An 18,163-nucleotide genomic window follows, 5' to 3' on the forward strand; every position below is an offset into this window, starting at 1 on the left:
TCTCTATTCTTCAACTATTTTTATTAGCTTTTTATCACAAATTACTACTACTGAAAAATCACTTCCACACAAAAATAGAGCTGATATATAGTCAGCTCCTTTTATTTCATCTATGTATTCTGGTATTGTATTTTTCAATATCTTTTCTTTAAGTTCTCTTAGCCCTTCTTCATCAATTAATGCAACAAATCCTCCAAGTTGTTTTTCCGTTCTATCTTCACCATATTCTTCTACTAGAATCTTTACATTTTCTTTTATTACTTCTTTTACTTCAATAGGTAGTTCCCTTACTAGTTCTAAATCTTTCTCTTTCCAAATCTTAATTATCATTTTATTTTCTCCTTTTTTAGTATTAAAAAGTAGATGTTGCTTTTATTGCAACATCTACTCAAATATATTTATGCTCCTATAGTAATCATCTATCTAGCATAGATATTTTTCATTTTTATAATATCTATTTATTTTCTTCTTTATCACATTTTCAACATATATAGTGTTTTATTCCTTTTTATGGTAATATTTTTTAGGAGGTGTTTTATGCTTAAAATAGAAGATATTATTGAAATAAGAAAATGTACTGAAAAAAAAGGATATGAAATAGAATTTCCAGATAATAATATTATTTGGATGAGAAAAAAAAGAACTATAGTTGGTCTTCTTTTATTAATAAAGTATGGTATTTGTTCAGAAGAAGATTTAGCTGGTCAAAACACCAGATTACAAGAATTAAAATCTATCCTAAGTGACAAAGCCCCTAAAGATCTTATTAAAGACAGATATGGTGATGCTAATAAACCTTTTAGTGAACTATGGTCTGAAGAAGGATTTTCTTTTATTAGAGCTGAAGGTATGAAAGGTAATAGGCAATATGTTTTAGATGCTAAAGACCATGAATTATTATTTCTTAATGTAGAAAAATCTGAAAGAATACAGCTTAGCAAAAAAAATAAGGAAGCTATTTTGAATCGACAAAATTCTAAGTGTAATATATGTGGTTCAAATTTAAAATTAAATAGCGAAATAAATAATCATACATTTGCTAAAGATAGGGTTAAAACAGAGTATGACCATAGAATACCTATTGATAAAGGTGGTAAAAATTCTTTGGATAATTTCCAAGCTTTATGTCATTATTGTAATAAATGTAAAAGGCAAATGTGTTACATTTGCCCTCATGAAAAGTGTAATTCAGACTGTGCTTTAGTCTCTCCTGAAACTAATTCTATTGTAAAAGCAACTAATGAAGATATTTCTGATAGAATGTAAGATATTATTCTTGATTATTAAGTATAATATCTATATCTCTACCAATAGATGTTATTACTGGCGGACAAACTGCGTTCGCCAGTTGTTTTATTGCATGTGTTCTAGCAACTGTGAATATAAATTCATCTGGAAATCCCATTATTCTTTTCATTTCTGTTAAATTTAAGTGTCTTCTTTCCCTTGAATATACTGGAATCATTGCTCCTCCTCCACTATTACTAACTGCAAATGTTGGTAAAGGCTCATCTATAGATACTGCCCTTATACCACTTGAACGTATTTGAAAAATACAATCATTTAAATCTACATTTGATCCAATACGCTCTAGTTTTTTCCTAGTTTTAGGAACTTCAAAATCTACATCTTCAATATCTATATTCCCTGTATATAAGTCTATATATGTTTGCCATTTATCACTAATTGGTATAGAGTTGTCTCCATGATTAATGAATTCTCTAAATGTAGTTCTATTTGTTACTCTTTCCGTAATTTCAAATTCATTAGAATTTATGTCATATCTAAATGCTACAATATATACTCTAGGTCTTTTTTGAGGAACACCAAAATATGAGCTATCTAAAATATTATGCGAAACTTTATACCCTAACCTTTTCAGTGATTTTTTGATATATCCAAATGTTTCTCCTCTATTATGTCTTACTAAATTTGCTACATTTTCTAAAAATATTACACTTGGATTTTTATTTTCTATTATTTCTTCTAGCTTAAAAAATACTTGTCCTCTAGGATCTTCAAATCCTTCTCTCTTTCCAGCAATAGAAAAAGATTGGCATGGAAATCCTGCACATAATACATCAAAGTCTGGTAACTGACTTACATCTATTTCAAATATATCTGTAGAACTAAAGTCCTCATTGAAATTATCTCGATATGTTATTTGACATCTTTCATCTATTTCATTTGTATATACGCATTCCCATCCATCTATTCTTTCTAAGCCAATTCTAAACCCTCCTATGCCTGCACAAAATTCAGCAAACCTTGGCATAAAATCAACTCCTTTACTATTTCATTTATTTTCTACCCAAGCTCCGTTACTTGTGGTACGGTTCTCCATTGTTTATTCTATAAGCTCTATACACTTGTTCTAATAATATTAATCTCATTAATTGATGTGGGAATGTCATCTTAGAAAAAGATAACTTATAATCAGCTCGACTTAAAACCTCATCCGACAGACCTAATGACCCTCCTATTATAAAGGTAATATGGCTATTTCCTCTAACAGCAAGCTTACTCATAGTATCAGCTAATTCTTCAGAAGATAAATTTTTCCCGTCAATAGCAAGAGCTATAACATAACTATTGGCTTTAACTTTACTTAAAATCTTCTTTCCTTCTTTATCTTTTATCATAAGCATTTCTTTATCACTTAGATTTTCTGGGGCTTTCTCATCATCTAATTCAATTACATCTAACTTACAATACTTAGATAATCTCTTTTTAAATTCATCTATTCCTAACTTTAAATATTTTTCTTTAATCTTTCCGACACAAACTATATTTATATTCATATACGTCACCTTATTCTTTAATCTTTATTTTACTTAAGCTTTTAACACCTCTATACTAAAGTTTATAAACATCTGAAACTTCATTTCTAGATAGTACGTCTAGCTTTATATCTTGTCCTACAATTATATTATTTTGAGCTAATATTCCCTTAGATGTTTCATATGCTAACTCAGGAAAATTATTTTCTTTACTCAAATGAGCTAATAGTATACGTTCCGTTCCTTCTTTTACAAGCTCTATACAAAATTTAGCTGCGTCTTCATTAGATAAATGCCCTTCTTCTGACATTACCCTCCTTTTTAACGCATATGGATAACTTCCCATCATCAACATATTCGGATCATAATTTGACTCTAATACTACCAATCTTGACTTATATAAATGCTTTCTTATATTATCAGTTATTTTACCTATATCTGTAGCTATAGATATCTTATCATTTGTTCCTGCATAAAAGTTGTATCCTACTGCATCTTCGGAGTCATGCGGTATTGAAAATGGTCTTATAATTAAATCTCCTAATGAGTATGTTTTATCATTTTCGAATACTTTCATATTACTGTCTTTTATATCTCCGATTTTATCTTTCATTGAACACCATGTTTTTATATTTGCAAAAATAGGTATATCAAACTTTCTTGATATTATTCCTGCTCCTTTTATATGGTCTGAGTGTTCATGTGTTATAAATATTCCTTTAACTTTATCTATATCAACTTCTATATCATTTAGACCTGTAGTTATTCTTTTTCCACTAAGGCCTGCATCAACTAATATATTAGTGTCTTTATATCCAACATAATGACAATTCCCGCTACTTCCACTTCCTATCGAACAATATTTTAGCATTATGCCACCTCTTCTTCATAGTCTCATAAATTATATTATACCAAAAAAATAGAGCATTAAATATTTTTTCAATGCTCTATTTTAAATCTACTTATATTCACTTATGATTTTATCTAAATCTACACCTTTTTCCTTCCACATTTCAACAAACTTAGCCCCATTTACATTTTCATACATATACTTACTATAGTATTCTTTTAGTGTATTAAAGAATACTTCATCTCCCACTTTATTTCTAACTTCATTAAATATTACAGCCCCTTTAGTATAAACATTTAGGCTATATTCAGTCGAGTCTTTGTATTGAGTTGTTGCCTTAAAAATGTTATGACACAAATAGTTTCTACTTTGAACTTCCATTGTCTTTATAAGCTTTTCTCCAACACCCTTGCCATACTTATTTTCAAAATAAAGAACAGTTGAGTACTCAGTTAGAGCTTCATCTAGCCAAGGCTCACTGATTTCATCATTTCCTATTACAGAATACCACCACTGATGAGCAGTTTCATGGGCTATAATATATTCCAATATGAATTTTTTACTATCTTTATATAAAGTGCTATCTATCATTACTAAATTAGGGTATTCCATTCCACCTATATAAAAATCACTTGCAACTACAGAGTATGTATCATACGGATACTCTCCAAATAAATTACTAAATATTTTTATTGAGTCTTTTGCAACTTCTGTCGTATATTTTGAAAGGTCTTTGTTTAAATTATATGTACTTATAAGTACTCCCTTATATGAATCTGTTTGTATATCAAATTTATCACTTAATATAAACGCAAAATCTCTTACTTTATTCGCTTCTATTTCATAAAATATTTTTTCATTATCATGTTTTTCACTAATTACTTTACCTGTACAACCGATATCATATTTTCGAGGCATCAAAATTTTTACATAAAAATCACTTGTGTCACTGTAAAAAGGGTCTCCTAAAGATTCATAGCTTTTTAAGTTCCAACCTCTATCATCGTATACACAAGCTATTGGAAACCAATTAGTTATATTTACAGTACTATCTCCATATCCAAATCTCCCCAAACAATTTGGTATTTTTACGTTATATTTAAAATCTATTGATACTTTTTCATTTGGTTTTAATGTTTTTCCTAAACTAACTTCTAAAATGTCATTCTTATCACCTTTTATATTATATTTTAAGGTATTAGAATTATTTAAAACATTTTTTATGTCTACATATCCTTCGTTAAACCCATTTGGATATGCTTCTGATATTTCATTATCCTCAAAAGGTGCATACTCTCTTTTAGAAAAAGCATTTGGATATATATGAAAATATATCTTGTCTATATCTTTCCCAGTCTTATTTACATACATTAAATTTTGGTTGCACATCAATCTTTTGCTTTCATCATCAAATATAACATCTATCGTGTATTTATTTCTGTTTCCTTCCTCAATATTAGATGTTTCCTTGATTGTATTTGGCTTAAATAAGTATATCCCCCCTCCTAGTAATATTATTAAACTTGTTATGATTAGTACTCTTTGTCTTATTTTTCGAGTAAATTTTATAATCAAATTATCCCCTCCTATTTACATGAATAATTTGAAAAAATATTTACAAGATAAATTTGTAATACCTTTTATGATATAATTTAATCTGAGGTGATAAAATGTTTTATAAGGAAGTTAATGAAATAGATTTAGGCGAAACTACAATTGCCAATATCTTCATAGATATATTTATGCCTATGGCAAATGGTTTATACGTAAAAGTTTATCTTTTAGGTTATAGACAGGCATGTGATTCTAGCGCTAATCCTAAATTTGACAATAACTCAATTGCCAAAAATTTAAATATACCATTATCTGATGTAATAGATGCTTGGAAATTTTGGGAGAAAAAAAGCATAATTAAAATGCATAAAAATGACGGAATGAATGACTATGACTACTCTATAGAATTTTTAGACTTAAAGAGATTTTATATGGAAAATATGCATATTAATACTACCTCTATAAAATCTAACAGTGATAGTATTGTTTCTGTTGCTGAAAATCCTAGCATAAGAAAAATGTTTAATTCTATTAATCAAATAATCGGACGATATCTTGATCCTAGTGAAAAAATTAGTATTCTTGATATTATGAATAAGTATAATCTTGATCCTGATATGATTCTGTATGCTTATCAGTATGTAAAAGATAAACATGGATCCGCTAGGCCCGTTAGATATATCGAATCAATTCTTAGAAGTTGGTATGATTCTAATTTATACACACCTCAGGATGTTGAAAATAGCTTTGCCGTAAGAAAAGAAAGATACATTTTATATAAGACTATTTTCAATGAACTAGGCTTTTATAGACAACCTTCTAAAGAAGAAGAGCGTATCATGGATGTTTGGATAGATAAATACAACATGGATATCGAAGTTATACTTGAAGCTTGCTCTAAATCTAAAAATGTTTCAAAACCTTCTGTATCTTATATTAATGGAATAATTGAAAAGTGGAAAGATAAGAATGTCAAAACTTTAGAAGATGTAAAAATATTAGATGAAGAGCACAAAGCTAAGACTGAAAAGAAATCTTCGCCTAAAAATTCTACTAGTAAAGTTCCACAAGTAAAAACGAGATATCATAATATAAATCAAACTTTTACAAATTATAGCCCTGATGAACTTGAAAAATTACTTCAAGAAAGCCAAAAGGGGAAATTTAAGTAGGTGATTAAATGAAAGAATCAAAATTAAGAGAAATTTTAGTTTCTTATGAAAGAAAACGTGATAAAGCAGAATCTGATTTAGAAGATAGAAAAAAAGATGTATATAATCAAATTCCAGAAATAAAAGCTATTGATGAAGAAGTGTCTAAATTAGGATTAAATTTAGCTAGATTAGTTCTTTTAAATCCTTCAAATAAAGAAGATATTCTAGCTGAATCCAAAGAAAAAATGGCTGATCTTAAAGCTAAGAAGGAGTCTTTATTAAAACAATATAAAGTTCCTGAGTGGTATTTAGATGTACAATATAATTGCAATGCATGTAATGACAGAGGATTCTTAAAAAATGGTCATAAATGCAATTGCCTAAAACAAGAAATTATAAATGATGCTTATAAAATGTCTAATTTATCAAAAGTATTAGATACTCAGAATTTTTCTACTTTAGACACATCTATATTCTCAAAAGAAAAATTACCTGGGTCTAATATTTCTCCGTATGAAAATATTTTAGAAATAGTTTCTATTTGTGAATTATTTATTATGGATTTTAATAAAAATAATGGAGAAAATTTATTATTTTATGGAGATACAGGATTAGGCAAAACCTTTATGTGCAATTGTATTGCTAAAGCTCTTTTAGACAGAGGGAACCTTGTAATATATCAAACAGCATTTAAGATGTTTGAAATTATAGAAGATTATAAGTTTAAAAATTCAGACAGTCATATAAGTAAAGATAACTATGAAAATTTATTTGATTGTGATCTTTTAATAATAGATGACTTAGGGACAGAACTTACGAATTCATTTACTAATAGCGAATTATTCAATATTATAAATACTCGATTATTATCTGGTAAGAAAACAATAATTTCTACAAACTTATCTCCTATGCAATTAGGATCTGAGTACGCTCAGAGAATTTTCTCTAGAGTTTTCGATAGATTTAAAATGGTTAAGTTTATAGGTAAAGATTTAAGATGGGAAAATAGAAAGTAGAAGGAATACTATTAAGTATTTTCTTCTACCTTTTATTTATTACTTAGTTAATTCGCTTAAAGCCTTTATAAATTCTAGACAAGTTTCTTTTTTTGTTGCAAAAGATGTTACTAATCTTATTGAAGTTTTTTCTTTATTTATTTTTTCCCATATATTAAATCCATAGCTTTTCTCTAATTCTCTTATAATATAATTATCAAATATAGGGAATATTTGATTAGATGGAGAGTCTACTAAAAATTCATATCCAAGATTACTTATTCCATCCCTTAATAAATCAGCCATATCATTTTCATGCTTTCCTATTTCAAAAAATAAATTATCTTTAAATAATTCTATAAACTGTATTCCAAGTAATCTTCCTTTAGCAAGCATTGCTCCTTTTTGTTTCAAGTGATATCTAAAGTCTTCTTTTAAATCTTTATTACATATAACAAGTGCTTCACCTAAAAGAGCTCCATTCTTTGTTCCTCCAATATAAAAAGCATCAGTTAATTTACTTATATTTTCTAATGTTAAATCATTTTCTCTACAAGAAAGTGCAGAACCTAATCTTGCTCCATCCATGAATAGTAATAATTTATTTTCTCTGCAAACTTTACTTAACTCTTCTAATTCAGACTGTTTATATATAGTTCCAATTTCAGTAGAGTTAGATATGTACACAAGCTTTGGTTTTACAACATGTTCATTAGTAAACTTGCTCAATACTGATAATATATCCTCTCTTCTTAGTTTCCCATCTACAACATCAACAGGTATCACCTTGTGTCCTGTGGCTTCTATTGAACCTGCTTCATTTACAAATATATGCCCTGTATTTGCTGATATAACACCTTCATGAGGCCTTAAGAATGCAGATATTGCGATTAAGTTAGTTTGTGTCCCTCCAGATATAAAATGAATATTTACAGAATCATTATTTATCTTATTTTTTATTAATTTTTCAGCTTCTTCACAATACGTATCTTTTCCGTAACCTTCACATTGTTCTAAATTTGTTCTTAGTAATGTTTCAATAATTCTAGGATGTGCTCCCTCGCTATAATCGTTTTTAAAGCTGTACATAAATATTCCCCCATTATCCTTATGTTATTTGTATAAAATACCTTAAATTTATATTAACATTTTTTATAATAGTTATCTATAAACCTTTCAGCAAACTTTTAAAGTTATGCTATACTTATGGAGTAAAGTATTTACAAATAAATAAGGGGGAATAGATAATGTTTATTTTAGAAGAAAAACAAGAAAATAATAAAGAAAACTCAGTTATATCTGAAAAATTACTAGAATCTAGATCTATTATAATCTCTGGAGAAATAAATCAAGCTTTAGCTGAAAAAGTAGCTACACAGCTTCTAATATTACAAGAAATGGGTGATGAGCCTATTAAATTATTTATAAATAGTCAAGGTGGTCACGTTGAAGCAGGGGATACTATACATGACATGATTAAATTTATTAAACCAAAGGTAATCGTTATAGGAACTGGTTGGGTTGCAAGTGCTGGTATCACAATATATCTTGCAGCTAATAAAGAAAATAGATACTCTCTTCCAAATACAAGATATATGATACATCAACCATTAGGAGGATGCAGGGGACAAGCTACCGATATACATATAGAAGCTCAAGAAATCGTTAGAGTTCGTAACAGAATTAATACGATTATAAGTAAGGCAACCAACCAACCTCTAGAAAAGGTAGAAAAAGATACTGATAGAAACTATTGGTTAACATCTGAAGAAGCTGTTGATTATGGTATTGTAAATAAAATCATAACTAGTTACAATGAGTTATCTAAATAAAAATAATAATAAATTTGCATAATAAAAAAGTGGCTAATGCCACTTTTTTTATTTTAAAAATAAAACTTTTTAAAATAAAAAAACTCTTAGAAAAATTCTAAGAGTTTAAATGGAGCTGGTGATAGGAATCGAACCTACAACCTGCTGATTACAAGTCAGCTGCTCTACCGTTGAGCCACACCAGCAAATTTTTTGGCGACCTGGAAGGGACTCGAACCCTCGACCTCCAGCGTGACAGGCTGGCATTCTAACCAACTGAACTACCAGGCCAAAAATGGTGGGACTAACAGGGCTCGAACCTGTGACCCCCTGCTTGTAAGGCAGGTGCTCTCCCAGCTGAGCTATAGTCCCGGGAAATGGTGACCCATAGGGGAATCGAACCCCTGTTACCGCCGTGAAAGGGCGGTGTCTTGACCGCTTGACCAATGGGCCATAAAATGGTGATCCATCCGCGACTCGAACGCGGGACACCCTGATTAAAAGTCAGGTGCTCTACCGACTGAGCTAATGGATCATCTTCTTATGTTTCGCGATTTAATCTTTCGACTTATTTCGTCATTTCTCTCGCTCACAAATATTATTATATATACTTTTATATATTTCGTCAACACTTTTTTAAAACTTTTTTTATTTTTTTATTATATTTTTGTAAACCTAGTAATTTCAATACTTACGTCTTAGTATTTTTATATAAAAAGTTTGATTTTTTAAATTAAATTGCACAATATCCTAAAAAATCTTAATAATAAATTTTAAGATATTGTGCAAATAGTTATAATTATTTCTAATTTCTAAGCGAATATATTCTTTCTTATTATAGTTTGAGCTCTATTTGGTCCTACAGAGACCATATCTATATTTACCCCAACTAATTCTTCTATCCTTGCTATATATTTCTTAGCATTTTCAGGAAGGTCCTCAAATTTTTCTACTTTAGTTATATCTTCATGCCATCCATCTAATTCTTCGTATACTGGTTCACATTTAGCTAAGTCTTCTAATGATGCAGGGAAATCATTTATTATCTTGTCTCCCATTTTATATGCTGTACATATATTAATTTTATCAAATCCAGTTAAAACGTCTAAAAGCATAAACGATATACTTGTTAATCCATTTACTCTTGCTGCATATTTTACTATGACAGCATCAAACCAACCACATCTTCTTGCTCTTCCTGTTACAGTTCCGAACTCATGACCTTGAACTCTTATTCTTTCACCAATTTCATTATCTAATTCTGTAACAAAAGGACCTTCTCCAACTCTTGTAGTATATGCCTTTACTATACCTACTACATCTTTTATCATATTAGGTCCAACACCAGCTCCTACAGCAAATCCTCCTGATATAGGATGAGATGATGTAACATATGGATATGTTCCTAAGTCTAAGTCTAATAAAGTACCTTGTGCACCTTCAAATAATACTCTTTTTCCTGCTTTTATTGCATCATAAACAATAACAGAAGTATCTGCTACGTAGTTTCTTATTTTCTCTGCATATTCTAAATATTCATTATATGTTTCTTCGAAATTAAACATAGCTTCTTTTCCATAAACACCCATAACTAATTTGTTCTTAGCATTTATTTGAGCTTTTAATTTCTTAGCAAATATATCTTTATCCATTAAGTCACATATTCTTAATCCAGATCTTTCTGTTTTATCCATGTAACATGGTCCTATACCTTTTTTAGTAGTACCTATTTTATTATCTCCTCTAGCTTCTTCCGCTAAAGCATCTAATTCTTTGTGATATGGGAACACAACATGTGCTCTATCACTTATTTTTATGTTACTTGTATCTATATCATTGCTATTAAGCATTTCTATTTCTTCTAAAAATCCCTTTGGATCAAATACTATCCCATTACCTATTACATTTATAGTATTTGAATTTAATATTCCTGATGGTATTAAGCGTAAAGCAAATTTTTTACCCTCTACAACTAAAGTATGTCCAGCATTATTTCCGCCTTGACCTCTTATTACCACATCAGCTTGAGTAGCAAGGTAATCTATAACTTTACCTTTCCCTTCATCTCCCCATTGAGATCCTACAACTGCGACTGTTTTCATGAACTTCACCTCTATTTCATTTTTTCGAACACTCTACCTGTATATTCTATCAAATATTCGATATATTTTCAAACCTTTTTGATACTTATATAATTTTAATATGTATTTTAATGAAATATATATCTATATAGATATGATTCTTCTTATATTTAATTTTATTCCCTTAATATATTTGTTTATATTTACTTTTTAGGGATATATATATAACTATAACTCGTACTCAATACATTTTCCCTATTAACTAATTTATATTTTTAAACATTAAAAGCAAGCATTTCAGCTTGCTTTTTTACTTATCAACACTTATCAACAGACATTCTGTGGACAATGTGGATAATACTTCGTCTAAATTTCAATATTTCCAGATAATTAATGATAAATATCCACATAAATAGTTTTTTATAGAAAATTTGTTCTGTGGATATTTGTTGATATTACATATCTCTAGCCTTATCTGCAAACTTCTGTACTTCACCTAACCATACTAATTCAACAGATCCAGTTTCACCATGTCTATTTTTAGCAATTAGAACTTCACCTATATTCTTACTCTCTGAATCAGGATGATAATATTCATCTCTATACAAGAACATAACTATATCAGCATCTTGTTCTATCGATCCAGATTCTCTTAAATCCGACAACATCGGTCTATGGTCAGCTCTTTGCTCTGGTGCACGAGATAACTGAGAAAGAGCAACAACTGGACAATTGAGTTCTTTTGCTATTATTTTTAAAGATCTTGATATTTTAGCTATTTCTTGTTGTCTACTTTCATTATTACCTTCACCTTCCATTAGTTGAAGATAATCTATAAGTATTAAATCTAATCCTTTTTCTATCTTTAACTTTCTACATTTAGACCTTAACTCTGATATTTTTATACCAGGGGTATCATCTATATGTATACTTGCATTAGATAAAACAGCCATAGCGTCTATTATTCTTGGCCAGTCATTTTCATCTAATGTACCTGTTTTTATCTTCTTTAGTTCAACATGAGATTGAGCTGCTAACATACGCTGTACTAACTGATCTTTAGACATCTCCAAACTAAATACAGCAACAGATGCATCACCTTTTAAGGCTGCATTTTGTACTAAATTCAAAGAAAATGCTGTTTTACCCATAGCAGGACGTGCTGCAATTAATATTAAGTCTGTTCTTTGAAGGCCATTTATCTTTTTATTTAAATCTTTAAATCCTGTGGTTATTCCAGTTACATCACTTTTATTAGTATATAACTTTTCAATCATATCATAAGCATCTACTAATACCTCATTAATAGATTTAAAATCATCACTAGCTTTTTCTTGAGATATATCAAAAATTCTTTTTTCTGCTCTTTCTAGTACTTCTTCTACTTTTACAGAATTTTCATATCCTAAATTTATTATATCATTAGAAGCTTTTATAAGCTGTCTAAGCACCGACTTTTCCTTTACTATATCTGCATAGTACTTTACATTAGAAGTCGTTGGCACTATTGTAGAAAGACTTGTTATATAACTTATTCCTCCAACATCATCTAGATGCCCTTGTTTCTTTAGTTCTTCTGTCAAAGTGATTAAATCTATAGGTTCATTTTTATTACTTAGCTTAAGCATACATTCATAAATAATTTTATGAGCTTCTTTATAAAAGTCACTTGGCCTTATAGTCTCACTCACAGTTATTATTGCATCTTTATCTAATAATATAGAACCTAATATAGATTGTTCTGATTCCACACTATGGGGAGGTATTCTCGTTACGTCTTCCATTTATATCACCTCAAGTATACTGACTATTGTTTTTCTCTTACATCTACTCTTATCTTAGTAATAACTTTTTGATGTATTTTTATTTCAACATTTGTTGAGCCTAAAACTCTTATTGGTTCATTTAATAATACTTTTCTCTTATCTACAACAATATCATGTTGTTTCTTTAATTGTTCTGCTATATCTTTAGAAGTTATTGATCCGAATAATCTTCCACCTTCTCCAGATTTAGAGTATATTACTATATTCATTTCTTCCATTTTCTTACCTAATTCTACTGCAGCTTCATACTCTTTTTGAGCCTTATTTTCTGCGGCTTTATTCTTTTCGTTTAATTCTTTAACAGCTGTATTATCTGCTACTACTGCCATTTTTTTAGGTAATAAAAAATTTCTTGCGTATCCATCACTTACTTCTTTCATTTCTCCTTTTTTACCTGTTCCCTTTACATCTTTTAATAAAATAACCTTCATTTAATCTTCCTCCTGTAAATACTCTTCTATTATTTCATATACTGTTTTATAAGCTTCATTTAAGCTCACATCTTTAAGCTGTGCTCCAGCTATATCTATGTGACCTCCTCCACCTAATTTCTCCATTAAAACTTGCACATTTATATGACCGAAAGATCTTGCACTTATAAATGCAGTATCATCTTTTCTTCCTATTACAAATGATGCCTCTATTCCTTTTACACTTAACAGTTCATCTGCTGCTTGTGCAATTACAACATTTATATTTTCTATTTCTCTTTCTGAATATGCTAAAGCAATTCTATTATCTATTACTTTTGAATTTTTTATAATATCTGCTTTTGTTATAAAATCTTGAACATCTGAATTAAACATTTTTTTAACTTCTACTGTGTCTGCTCCCATTTTTCTTAAATAAGATGCTGCTTCAAATGTCCTAACTCCGGTTTTAAATGCAAAATGTTTTGTATCTAAACTTATACCAGCTAAAAGTCCTTCAGCTGTTATTTTATTTATTTTTACATTTTCCTCCATGTATTGAACTAACTCTGTAACCATCTCACAAGTTGAAGATACATAGATCTCATGGAATAATAAAACTGAGTCATTTATAAATTCTACACCTCTTCTATGGTGGTCTATTACTACAATCTTTTTAGTTAAGCTTAATAGATCCTGACATTCTGTATATGACGGTCTATGAGTATCAACTACTACAACCAATGTATTTCTATTACAATTTCTTATGGCCTCATCTTTATTTATAAATATATTTTTATAATATTCTTGACTTTCTAGTCGCTTTACAAATTCATCAATAGATTCGTTCGATGAATCCAATACTACATTAGCTGACTTATTGCAAGATTTGCATATATCATAAATACCAACGGCAGCTCCCATAGCATCCATATCAGGATATTTATGACCCATTATATATACTTGGTCACTTCCCAAAATAACTTCTCTTAACGCATGACCTATTAGCCTTGATTTAACTTTAGTTGTTTTTTCAACAGCCTTAGATTTCCCTCCATAAAACGCAAACTTATCCTTTGTTTTTATAACAGCCTGATCTCCACCTCTACCTAGTGCTAAATCAAGTGCACTATTAGCAAGTTTAAAGTTTTCATTTACGGTATCTCCATCAATTCCTATACCCATACTTATCGTTACTGGTAATCCATTTCCATGATTAATATCTCTAATTTTATCTAAAATAGCAAATTTACTTTCTTCAATTTCATTTAACTCTTTTTTATTCATAATGAGTATAAACTTATCTTTTGAGGTTCTCTTTAAAGCACCTTTGGTATTAGTTTCTAAAGAAGTTAACATTTTTTCTATCTCTAAGTTTATTAGAGGTCTATTTTCTTCACTAGCACTTTTTAAAACTTCATCATATCCATCAACTTGAATTAACATAATTACATTTTTTTCTTCATTATATTCTTTTTCAAGCTTTAAGTAATCAGTTTTATCTAGCCAGTAAAGCATCATAAGATACTTAGCATTTTTTTCTTGTTCATTTTTTATTACGTTATAAACTACTGTATACTGTCTACCCTTATATGTTACCTCTGTATACAATTCCTTATTTTCATTTAATACTTTTCTAAGATTTAAATTCTTTATTATACTATCTATGTTTACACCTAATAAATCAGATGAGTCGGTCATCTTATAAAATTTATTATTGTACCAAGATATTCTTCCATCAAATTCAAGTATACAAAGAGGTATAGGAAGATTCATTATAGCCTTTTTGGTTGTCTCATCTATATCTAAAGACAAGTTCTGAATATATTTAGTCCATTCTTTCTTTCTTATATTAGCTATTCTCCAATTATGAAAGACTATATATATAAAACCAAAGAAAAATAAAAAACCTATATATAAATTATAGAAAAGTAATAATGTACTTGTTATCCCTATAATTATTATATATATATTTATTTCCGGCATATTTATTTTAAAACTTGGTTTACTCCTCATTTCTACCCTCCTAAGTGGATTTATAGCTTCTAACCTTTCTAAAATCAATTATACTATCTAACATCCCTATAAATGATATTCCCATTGTACCAAATAAACCTAAAAGAATTCCTGATACTAGAACATTTTTACCAGTTCCTTGCTTTAACCATTTTCTAGCGTAGTATATGGATACCGCAACTCCTTGTATTATAAACATGAAGTTAAATACCATTTGTAAATTAAGCATTATTGATTCTATGTATAGGCCAATTTTCATAAATCCTAATAATAGAACTATTAAATATAAAACCAAAGATGTTGCCACAGCATTTCCTGGTAAATAAAAGTCTCTAAATGTCGGCTTTGGTAAATTTATTATTCTTGTTATCCTTAATATAAATACCTCTAAGTAGTATGTTATAAACGATGCAATTAGACCTTGTAAAAATAACATAGTTGGAGTCATGCTCTTTACAAGAGTTAGAATATCTTCTATCTTAATATTTTTATATAAGTCTACATTCATCTTTTCCATCATTCTCATTTGTTCATTAAATCCATTTGTGATTACCTTGCTAAACTCACCGATTAAATCTATATTAAATATAGATTTTGATAACAAGAAAAATATAATCGTACAAACTGTAAATGCAATCATTCCACCATATATAGGTTCAAATTTATTACTATTTTCATTATTTATATTATGTTTAGCTATATTACCTATAATTAATCCTGGAACTACATTCATTATGCATATATTTATAGAATATATAGGGTCTACACAAAACATAATTACCAAAAAGATAGATATTAATGATAAAAAAGCATATTTCCTTTCACATAAAGTTCCTATAATTGCAAATGGAACTGGAACTGCTAATGCTAAAATTGCTAGCATAGGAATATATACTGATATTAAAACTAATATTATACCTAATATGACTATCATTGCAGCTTGCGATAGTCTAAATTTTTTATTCAATTAGAATCACTCCTTATTGTCCATGTGTTTTTTTAGATTAGATAAATCACCGTACCAACTTTCAATACTATGTTCTTCTTTTATTCCTATTTTTATCTTTTCTTTGATTTTGTAATCTATATCTTTAAAACTTATTCCAAGTCTTTTTGCCAAAAGGTATGTAATCATTATAATATTTGCTAAAGTGTCTTGTAATGCTTCATCTATTGGTTTTACACCTTTAAATAAAAGATTAAATAAATCACTTACACTCATTAATATTTCATTTTTCATCCATTCTATTATCTTTACATTTTTAGTAATCTCAGAACCTTTATCAAATCTCACTAATTTCCCCCCCTTAATATATAAACATTATACCATAATTTATAATATATTAAGCAGATAAAATAGATAAACAAAAAACGAGCCCTAAGGCTCGTTTTTTTATTAGACTAAATCTTAGTCTAAAGTGTATGGTAAAAGTGCTATGTTTCTAGCTCTCTTTATTGCAACTGTTAATTCTCTTTGGTGCTTAGCACAAGTTCCAGAGATTCTTCTTGGTAATATTTTACCTCTTTCAGTTACGTATTTTTGTAATCTTTGAGTGTTTTTGTAATCTATTCTAGCGTCTTTAGAAGCACAGAATTGACAAACTCTCTTTTTCTTACGTCTTTTCTTGTTCATCATGTTAGTTCCCCTCCTTTTCTAAAATGGTATATCATCATCATCTATCGCTTGGAATCCTTGAGGATCTAATCCTTGTGGCTCAAAGCTAGGTTCAAAAGTCGGTTCTGAACCTCTAGATTGATCTGGATATGGACTATCCGTTCTATTTCTATTGCTATCTAAGGCTTGTACATTACGAGCACTTACCTTAGTAAAAGTTCTATTTTCTCCTGTTTGAGATTTATATTGGTCAATTCTTATTGAACCTTGTATAGCAACTAATCTTCCTTTGGAAATATAGTTAGCACAAAATTCAGCAGGTTTTCCCATTACCTCTACAGGTATAAAGTCTGTTTCTTTTGTTCCATCTTTTTTAGTATAATCTCTATCGATGGCAACTGAAAATGTAGCAACTGGCGTTCCTGTTCCAGGAATATATCTAAGTTCAGGATCTCTAGTTAATCTACCGACTAATACAACATGGTTCATAAAAACACCATCCTAATTTATAATAAGACTTTAGTTATTAAGCAACAACTATCATATGTCTTATTACGTTCTCGTTTATCTTTAAGTTTCTGTCTAATTCTTTAGGAACATCAACAGCAGCCTTAAAGTTAACTAATACGTAGTGACCTTCGTTGAACTTAGCTATTGGATAAGCTAATTTCTTAGTTCCCCAAACGTCAACGTTAACTACTTCACCAGAAGCAGCAACTACTTCTTTAACCTTGTTTATAACCGCTTCTCTTACTTCTTCTTCAGCATTTGGTCTAACAACGTAAACTAATTCGTAATTTTTCACTATAATTCACCTCCCTTTGGACTTAACGGCTCTGCTTCGCAGAGCAGAGAAATGAGAATAAATTCTCATACTTGCTTATTTTATCACCATTTAATAAAATTGTCAATTTGAATTTATGTCTTATTTTATTATTATTACATATTTTTGGGTTGTAATACGTATAATTTTAACTTTTAATGATAATAATATTGATATATAGCCCCCATAACTTAAATATATTTCATCCCAATCTCCCCTAAAAAAGGTGGTCATTAGACCACCTTTTT

The 18,163-nt window shown here is 29.1% G+C and carries 19 protein-coding genes and 5 tRNA genes; 4 read left to right on the forward strand and 20 right to left on the reverse strand.

The window, feature by feature from the left end:
• Positions 1–3 precede the first annotated feature (3 nt).
• Positions 4–330: a hypothetical protein gene (locus H8923_RS15460; protein WP_153972765.1), complete on the reverse strand. Its 327-nt coding sequence runs from the start codon at positions 328–330 to the stop codon at positions 4–6.
• A 207-nt stretch (positions 331–537) separates the two neighbouring features.
• Between H8923_RS15460 and H8923_RS15465 the strand changes: the two genes are divergently transcribed.
• Positions 538–1,266, forward strand: a complete 729-nt coding sequence (locus H8923_RS15465; RefSeq protein ID WP_153972766.1) for an HNH endonuclease — start codon at positions 538–540, stop codon at positions 1,264–1,266.
• 4 nt (positions 1,267–1,270) lie between these two features.
• Here the strand turns inward: H8923_RS15465 and dcm are convergent, their stop codons facing one another.
• The 4 genes from dcm to H8923_RS15485 all read right to left on the reverse strand — a co-directional run bounded on the left by dcm (position 1,271) and on the right by H8923_RS15485 (position 5,205).
• Entirely contained in the window at positions 1,271–2,275 is a 1,005-nt protein-coding gene (gene dcm / locus H8923_RS15470; protein WP_153972767.1) for a DNA (cytosine-5-)-methyltransferase, read from the reverse strand.
• Positions 2,276–2,321: 46 nt separating this feature from the next.
• Positions 2,322–2,801: a 23S rRNA (pseudouridine(1915)-N(3))-methyltransferase RlmH gene (gene rlmH / locus H8923_RS15475; protein WP_153972768.1), complete on the reverse strand. Its 480-nt coding sequence runs from the start codon at positions 2,799–2,801 to the stop codon at positions 2,322–2,324.
• Between the two features lie 55 nt (positions 2,802–2,856).
• Positions 2,857–3,651 carry an MBL fold metallo-hydrolase gene (locus tag H8923_RS15480; protein ID WP_153972769.1) on the reverse strand — a complete coding sequence of 265 codons (795 nt, stop codon included), beginning with the start codon at positions 3,649–3,651 and terminating at the stop codon, positions 2,857–2,859.
• Positions 3,652–3,738: 87 nt separating this feature from the next.
• Complete coding sequence (locus H8923_RS15485) at positions 3,739–5,205, reverse strand: M1 family metallopeptidase (RefSeq protein WP_172976749.1); 1,467 nt, start codon at positions 5,203–5,205, stop codon at positions 3,739–3,741.
• Positions 5,206–5,300: 95 nt separating this feature from the next.
• Between H8923_RS15485 and H8923_RS15490 the strand changes: the two genes are divergently transcribed.
• Together H8923_RS15490 and H8923_RS15495 are read left to right on the forward strand one after the other, a co-directional pair.
• Complete coding sequence (locus H8923_RS15490; protein ID WP_153972770.1) at positions 5,301–6,356, forward strand: DnaD domain protein; 1,056 nt, start codon at positions 5,301–5,303, stop codon at positions 6,354–6,356.
• Between the two features lie 8 nt (positions 6,357–6,364).
• Positions 6,365–7,354, forward strand: a complete 990-nt coding sequence (locus H8923_RS15495; protein WP_153972771.1) for an ATP-binding protein — start codon at positions 6,365–6,367, stop codon at positions 7,352–7,354.
• Positions 7,355–7,393: 39 nt separating this feature from the next.
• On the opposite strand, the gene H8923_RS15500 is transcribed toward H8923_RS15495, so the two are convergent.
• Entirely contained in the window at positions 7,394–8,422 is a 1,029-nt protein-coding gene (locus tag H8923_RS15500) for a threonine aldolase family protein (protein WP_153972772.1), read from the reverse strand.
• Positions 8,423–8,580: 158 nt separating this feature from the next.
• Here H8923_RS15500 and H8923_RS15505 point away from each other — a divergent pair, with 158 nt between their 5' ends.
• Positions 8,581–9,165 carry an ATP-dependent Clp protease proteolytic subunit gene (locus H8923_RS15505; protein ID WP_153972773.1) on the forward strand — a complete coding sequence of 195 codons (585 nt, stop codon included), beginning with the start codon at positions 8,581–8,583 and terminating at the stop codon, positions 9,163–9,165.
• A 110-nt stretch (positions 9,166–9,275) separates the two neighbouring features.
• Here the strand turns inward: H8923_RS15505 and H8923_RS15510 are convergent.
• From H8923_RS15510 to rpsF, 14 genes are all read right to left on the reverse strand, one after another.
• A tRNA-Thr gene (locus tag H8923_RS15510) sits at positions 9,276–9,350 on the reverse strand.
• Positions 9,351–9,358: 8 nt separating this feature from the next.
• A tRNA-Asp gene (locus H8923_RS15515) sits at positions 9,359–9,435 on the reverse strand.
• A gap of 5 nt (positions 9,436–9,440) precedes the next feature.
• Positions 9,441–9,516 (reverse strand) — tRNA-Val (locus H8923_RS15520).
• Positions 9,517–9,522: 6 nt separating this feature from the next.
• Positions 9,523–9,597 (reverse strand) — tRNA-Glu (locus H8923_RS15525).
• Positions 9,598–9,603: 6 nt separating this feature from the next.
• A tRNA-Lys gene (locus H8923_RS15530) sits at positions 9,604–9,679 on the reverse strand.
• A gap of 277 nt (positions 9,680–9,956) precedes the next feature.
• Entirely contained in the window at positions 9,957–11,246 is a 1,290-nt protein-coding gene (locus tag H8923_RS15535; protein ID WP_153972777.1) for an adenylosuccinate synthase, read from the reverse strand.
• A 434-nt stretch (positions 11,247–11,680) separates the two neighbouring features.
• Entirely contained in the window at positions 11,681–13,009 is a 1,329-nt protein-coding gene (gene dnaB, locus H8923_RS15540) for a replicative DNA helicase (RefSeq protein ID WP_147540358.1), read from the reverse strand.
• Positions 13,010–13,032: 23 nt separating this feature from the next.
• A complete protein-coding gene (rplI, locus tag H8923_RS15545; RefSeq protein ID WP_153972778.1) occupies positions 13,033–13,482 on the reverse strand; it encodes a 50S ribosomal protein L9 in 450 nt (149 codons plus the stop codon).
• Positions 13,483–15,477: a DHH family phosphoesterase gene (locus H8923_RS15550; RefSeq protein WP_153972779.1), complete on the reverse strand. Its 1,995-nt coding sequence runs from the start codon at positions 15,475–15,477 to the stop codon at positions 13,483–13,485.
• A 10-nt stretch (positions 15,478–15,487) separates the two neighbouring features.
• Entirely contained in the window at positions 15,488–16,444 is a 957-nt protein-coding gene (locus H8923_RS15555) for a DUF2232 domain-containing protein (protein WP_153972780.1), read from the reverse strand.
• Between the two features lie 6 nt (positions 16,445–16,450).
• Positions 16,451–16,771 carry a MazG-like family protein gene (locus H8923_RS15560; RefSeq protein ID WP_187127978.1) on the reverse strand — a complete coding sequence of 107 codons (321 nt, stop codon included), beginning with the start codon at positions 16,769–16,771 and terminating at the stop codon, positions 16,451–16,453.
• A gap of 114 nt (positions 16,772–16,885) precedes the next feature.
• Positions 16,886–17,113: a 30S ribosomal protein S18 gene (gene rpsR, locus H8923_RS15565; RefSeq protein WP_095405516.1), complete on the reverse strand. Its 228-nt coding sequence runs from the start codon at positions 17,111–17,113 to the stop codon at positions 16,886–16,888.
• Between the two features lie 18 nt (positions 17,114–17,131).
• Positions 17,132–17,581, reverse strand: coding sequence for a single-stranded DNA-binding protein (locus H8923_RS15570; RefSeq protein ID WP_153972781.1), 450 nt, complete (start codon positions 17,579–17,581; stop codon positions 17,132–17,134).
• 37 nt (positions 17,582–17,618) lie between these two features.
• On the reverse strand, positions 17,619–17,897 hold the full coding sequence (rpsF, locus tag H8923_RS15575) for a 30S ribosomal protein S6 (protein ID WP_187127979.1): 279 nt from the start codon (positions 17,895–17,897) through the stop codon (positions 17,619–17,621).
• Between the last annotated feature and the right edge of the window lie 266 nt (positions 17,898–18,163).

The sequence above is a fragment of the Romboutsia faecis genome, from assembly GCF_014323405.1.
Lineage (GTDB): Bacteria > Bacillota > Clostridia > Peptostreptococcales > Peptostreptococcaceae > Romboutsia_E > Romboutsia_E faecis.

What these genes read in the sequence shown, in the direction of transcription:
- rlmH (WP_153972768.1), bottom strand. Translation starts at nt 2,801, where the DNA reads ATGAATATAAATATAGTTTGTGTCGGAAAGATTAAAGAAAAATATTTA.
- H8923_RS15460 (WP_153972765.1), bottom strand. Translation starts at nt 330, where the DNA reads ATGATAATTAAGATTTGGAAAGAGAAAGATTTAGAACTAGTAAGGGAA.
- H8923_RS15465 (WP_153972766.1), top strand. Translation starts at nt 538, where the DNA reads ATGCTTAAAATAGAAGATATTATTGAAATAAGAAAATGTACTGAAAAA.
- rplI (WP_153972778.1), bottom strand. Translation starts at nt 13,482, where the DNA reads ATGAAGGTTATTTTATTAAAAGATGTAAAGGGAACAGGTAAAAAAGGA.
- H8923_RS15570 (WP_153972781.1), bottom strand. Translation starts at nt 17,581, where the DNA reads ATGAACCATGTTGTATTAGTCGGTAGATTAACTAGAGATCCTGAACTT.
- H8923_RS15480 (WP_153972769.1), bottom strand. Translation starts at nt 3,651, where the DNA reads ATGCTAAAATATTGTTCGATAGGAAGTGGAAGTAGCGGGAATTGTCAT.
- H8923_RS15500 (WP_153972772.1), bottom strand. Translation starts at nt 8,422, where the DNA reads ATGTACAGCTTTAAAAACGATTATAGCGAGGGAGCACATCCTAGAATT.
- rpsR (WP_095405516.1), bottom strand. Translation starts at nt 17,113, where the DNA reads ATGATGAACAAGAAAAGACGTAAGAAAAAGAGAGTTTGTCAATTCTGT.
- dcm (WP_153972767.1), bottom strand. Translation starts at nt 2,275, where the DNA reads ATGCCAAGGTTTGCTGAATTTTGTGCAGGCATAGGAGGGTTTAGAATT.
- H8923_RS15505 (WP_153972773.1), top strand. Translation starts at nt 8,581, where the DNA reads ATGTTTATTTTAGAAGAAAAACAAGAAAATAATAAAGAAAACTCAGTT.
- H8923_RS15490 (WP_153972770.1), top strand. Translation starts at nt 5,301, where the DNA reads ATGTTTTATAAGGAAGTTAATGAAATAGATTTAGGCGAAACTACAATT.
- H8923_RS15535 (WP_153972777.1), bottom strand. Translation starts at nt 11,246, where the DNA reads ATGAAAACAGTCGCAGTTGTAGGATCTCAATGGGGAGATGAAGGGAAA.
- dnaB (WP_147540358.1), bottom strand. Translation starts at nt 13,009, where the DNA reads ATGGAAGACGTAACGAGAATACCTCCCCATAGTGTGGAATCAGAACAA.
- H8923_RS15495 (WP_153972771.1), top strand. Translation starts at nt 6,365, where the DNA reads ATGAAAGAATCAAAATTAAGAGAAATTTTAGTTTCTTATGAAAGAAAA.
- H8923_RS15550 (WP_153972779.1), bottom strand. Translation starts at nt 15,477, where the DNA reads ATGAGGAGTAAACCAAGTTTTAAAATAAATATGCCGGAAATAAATATA.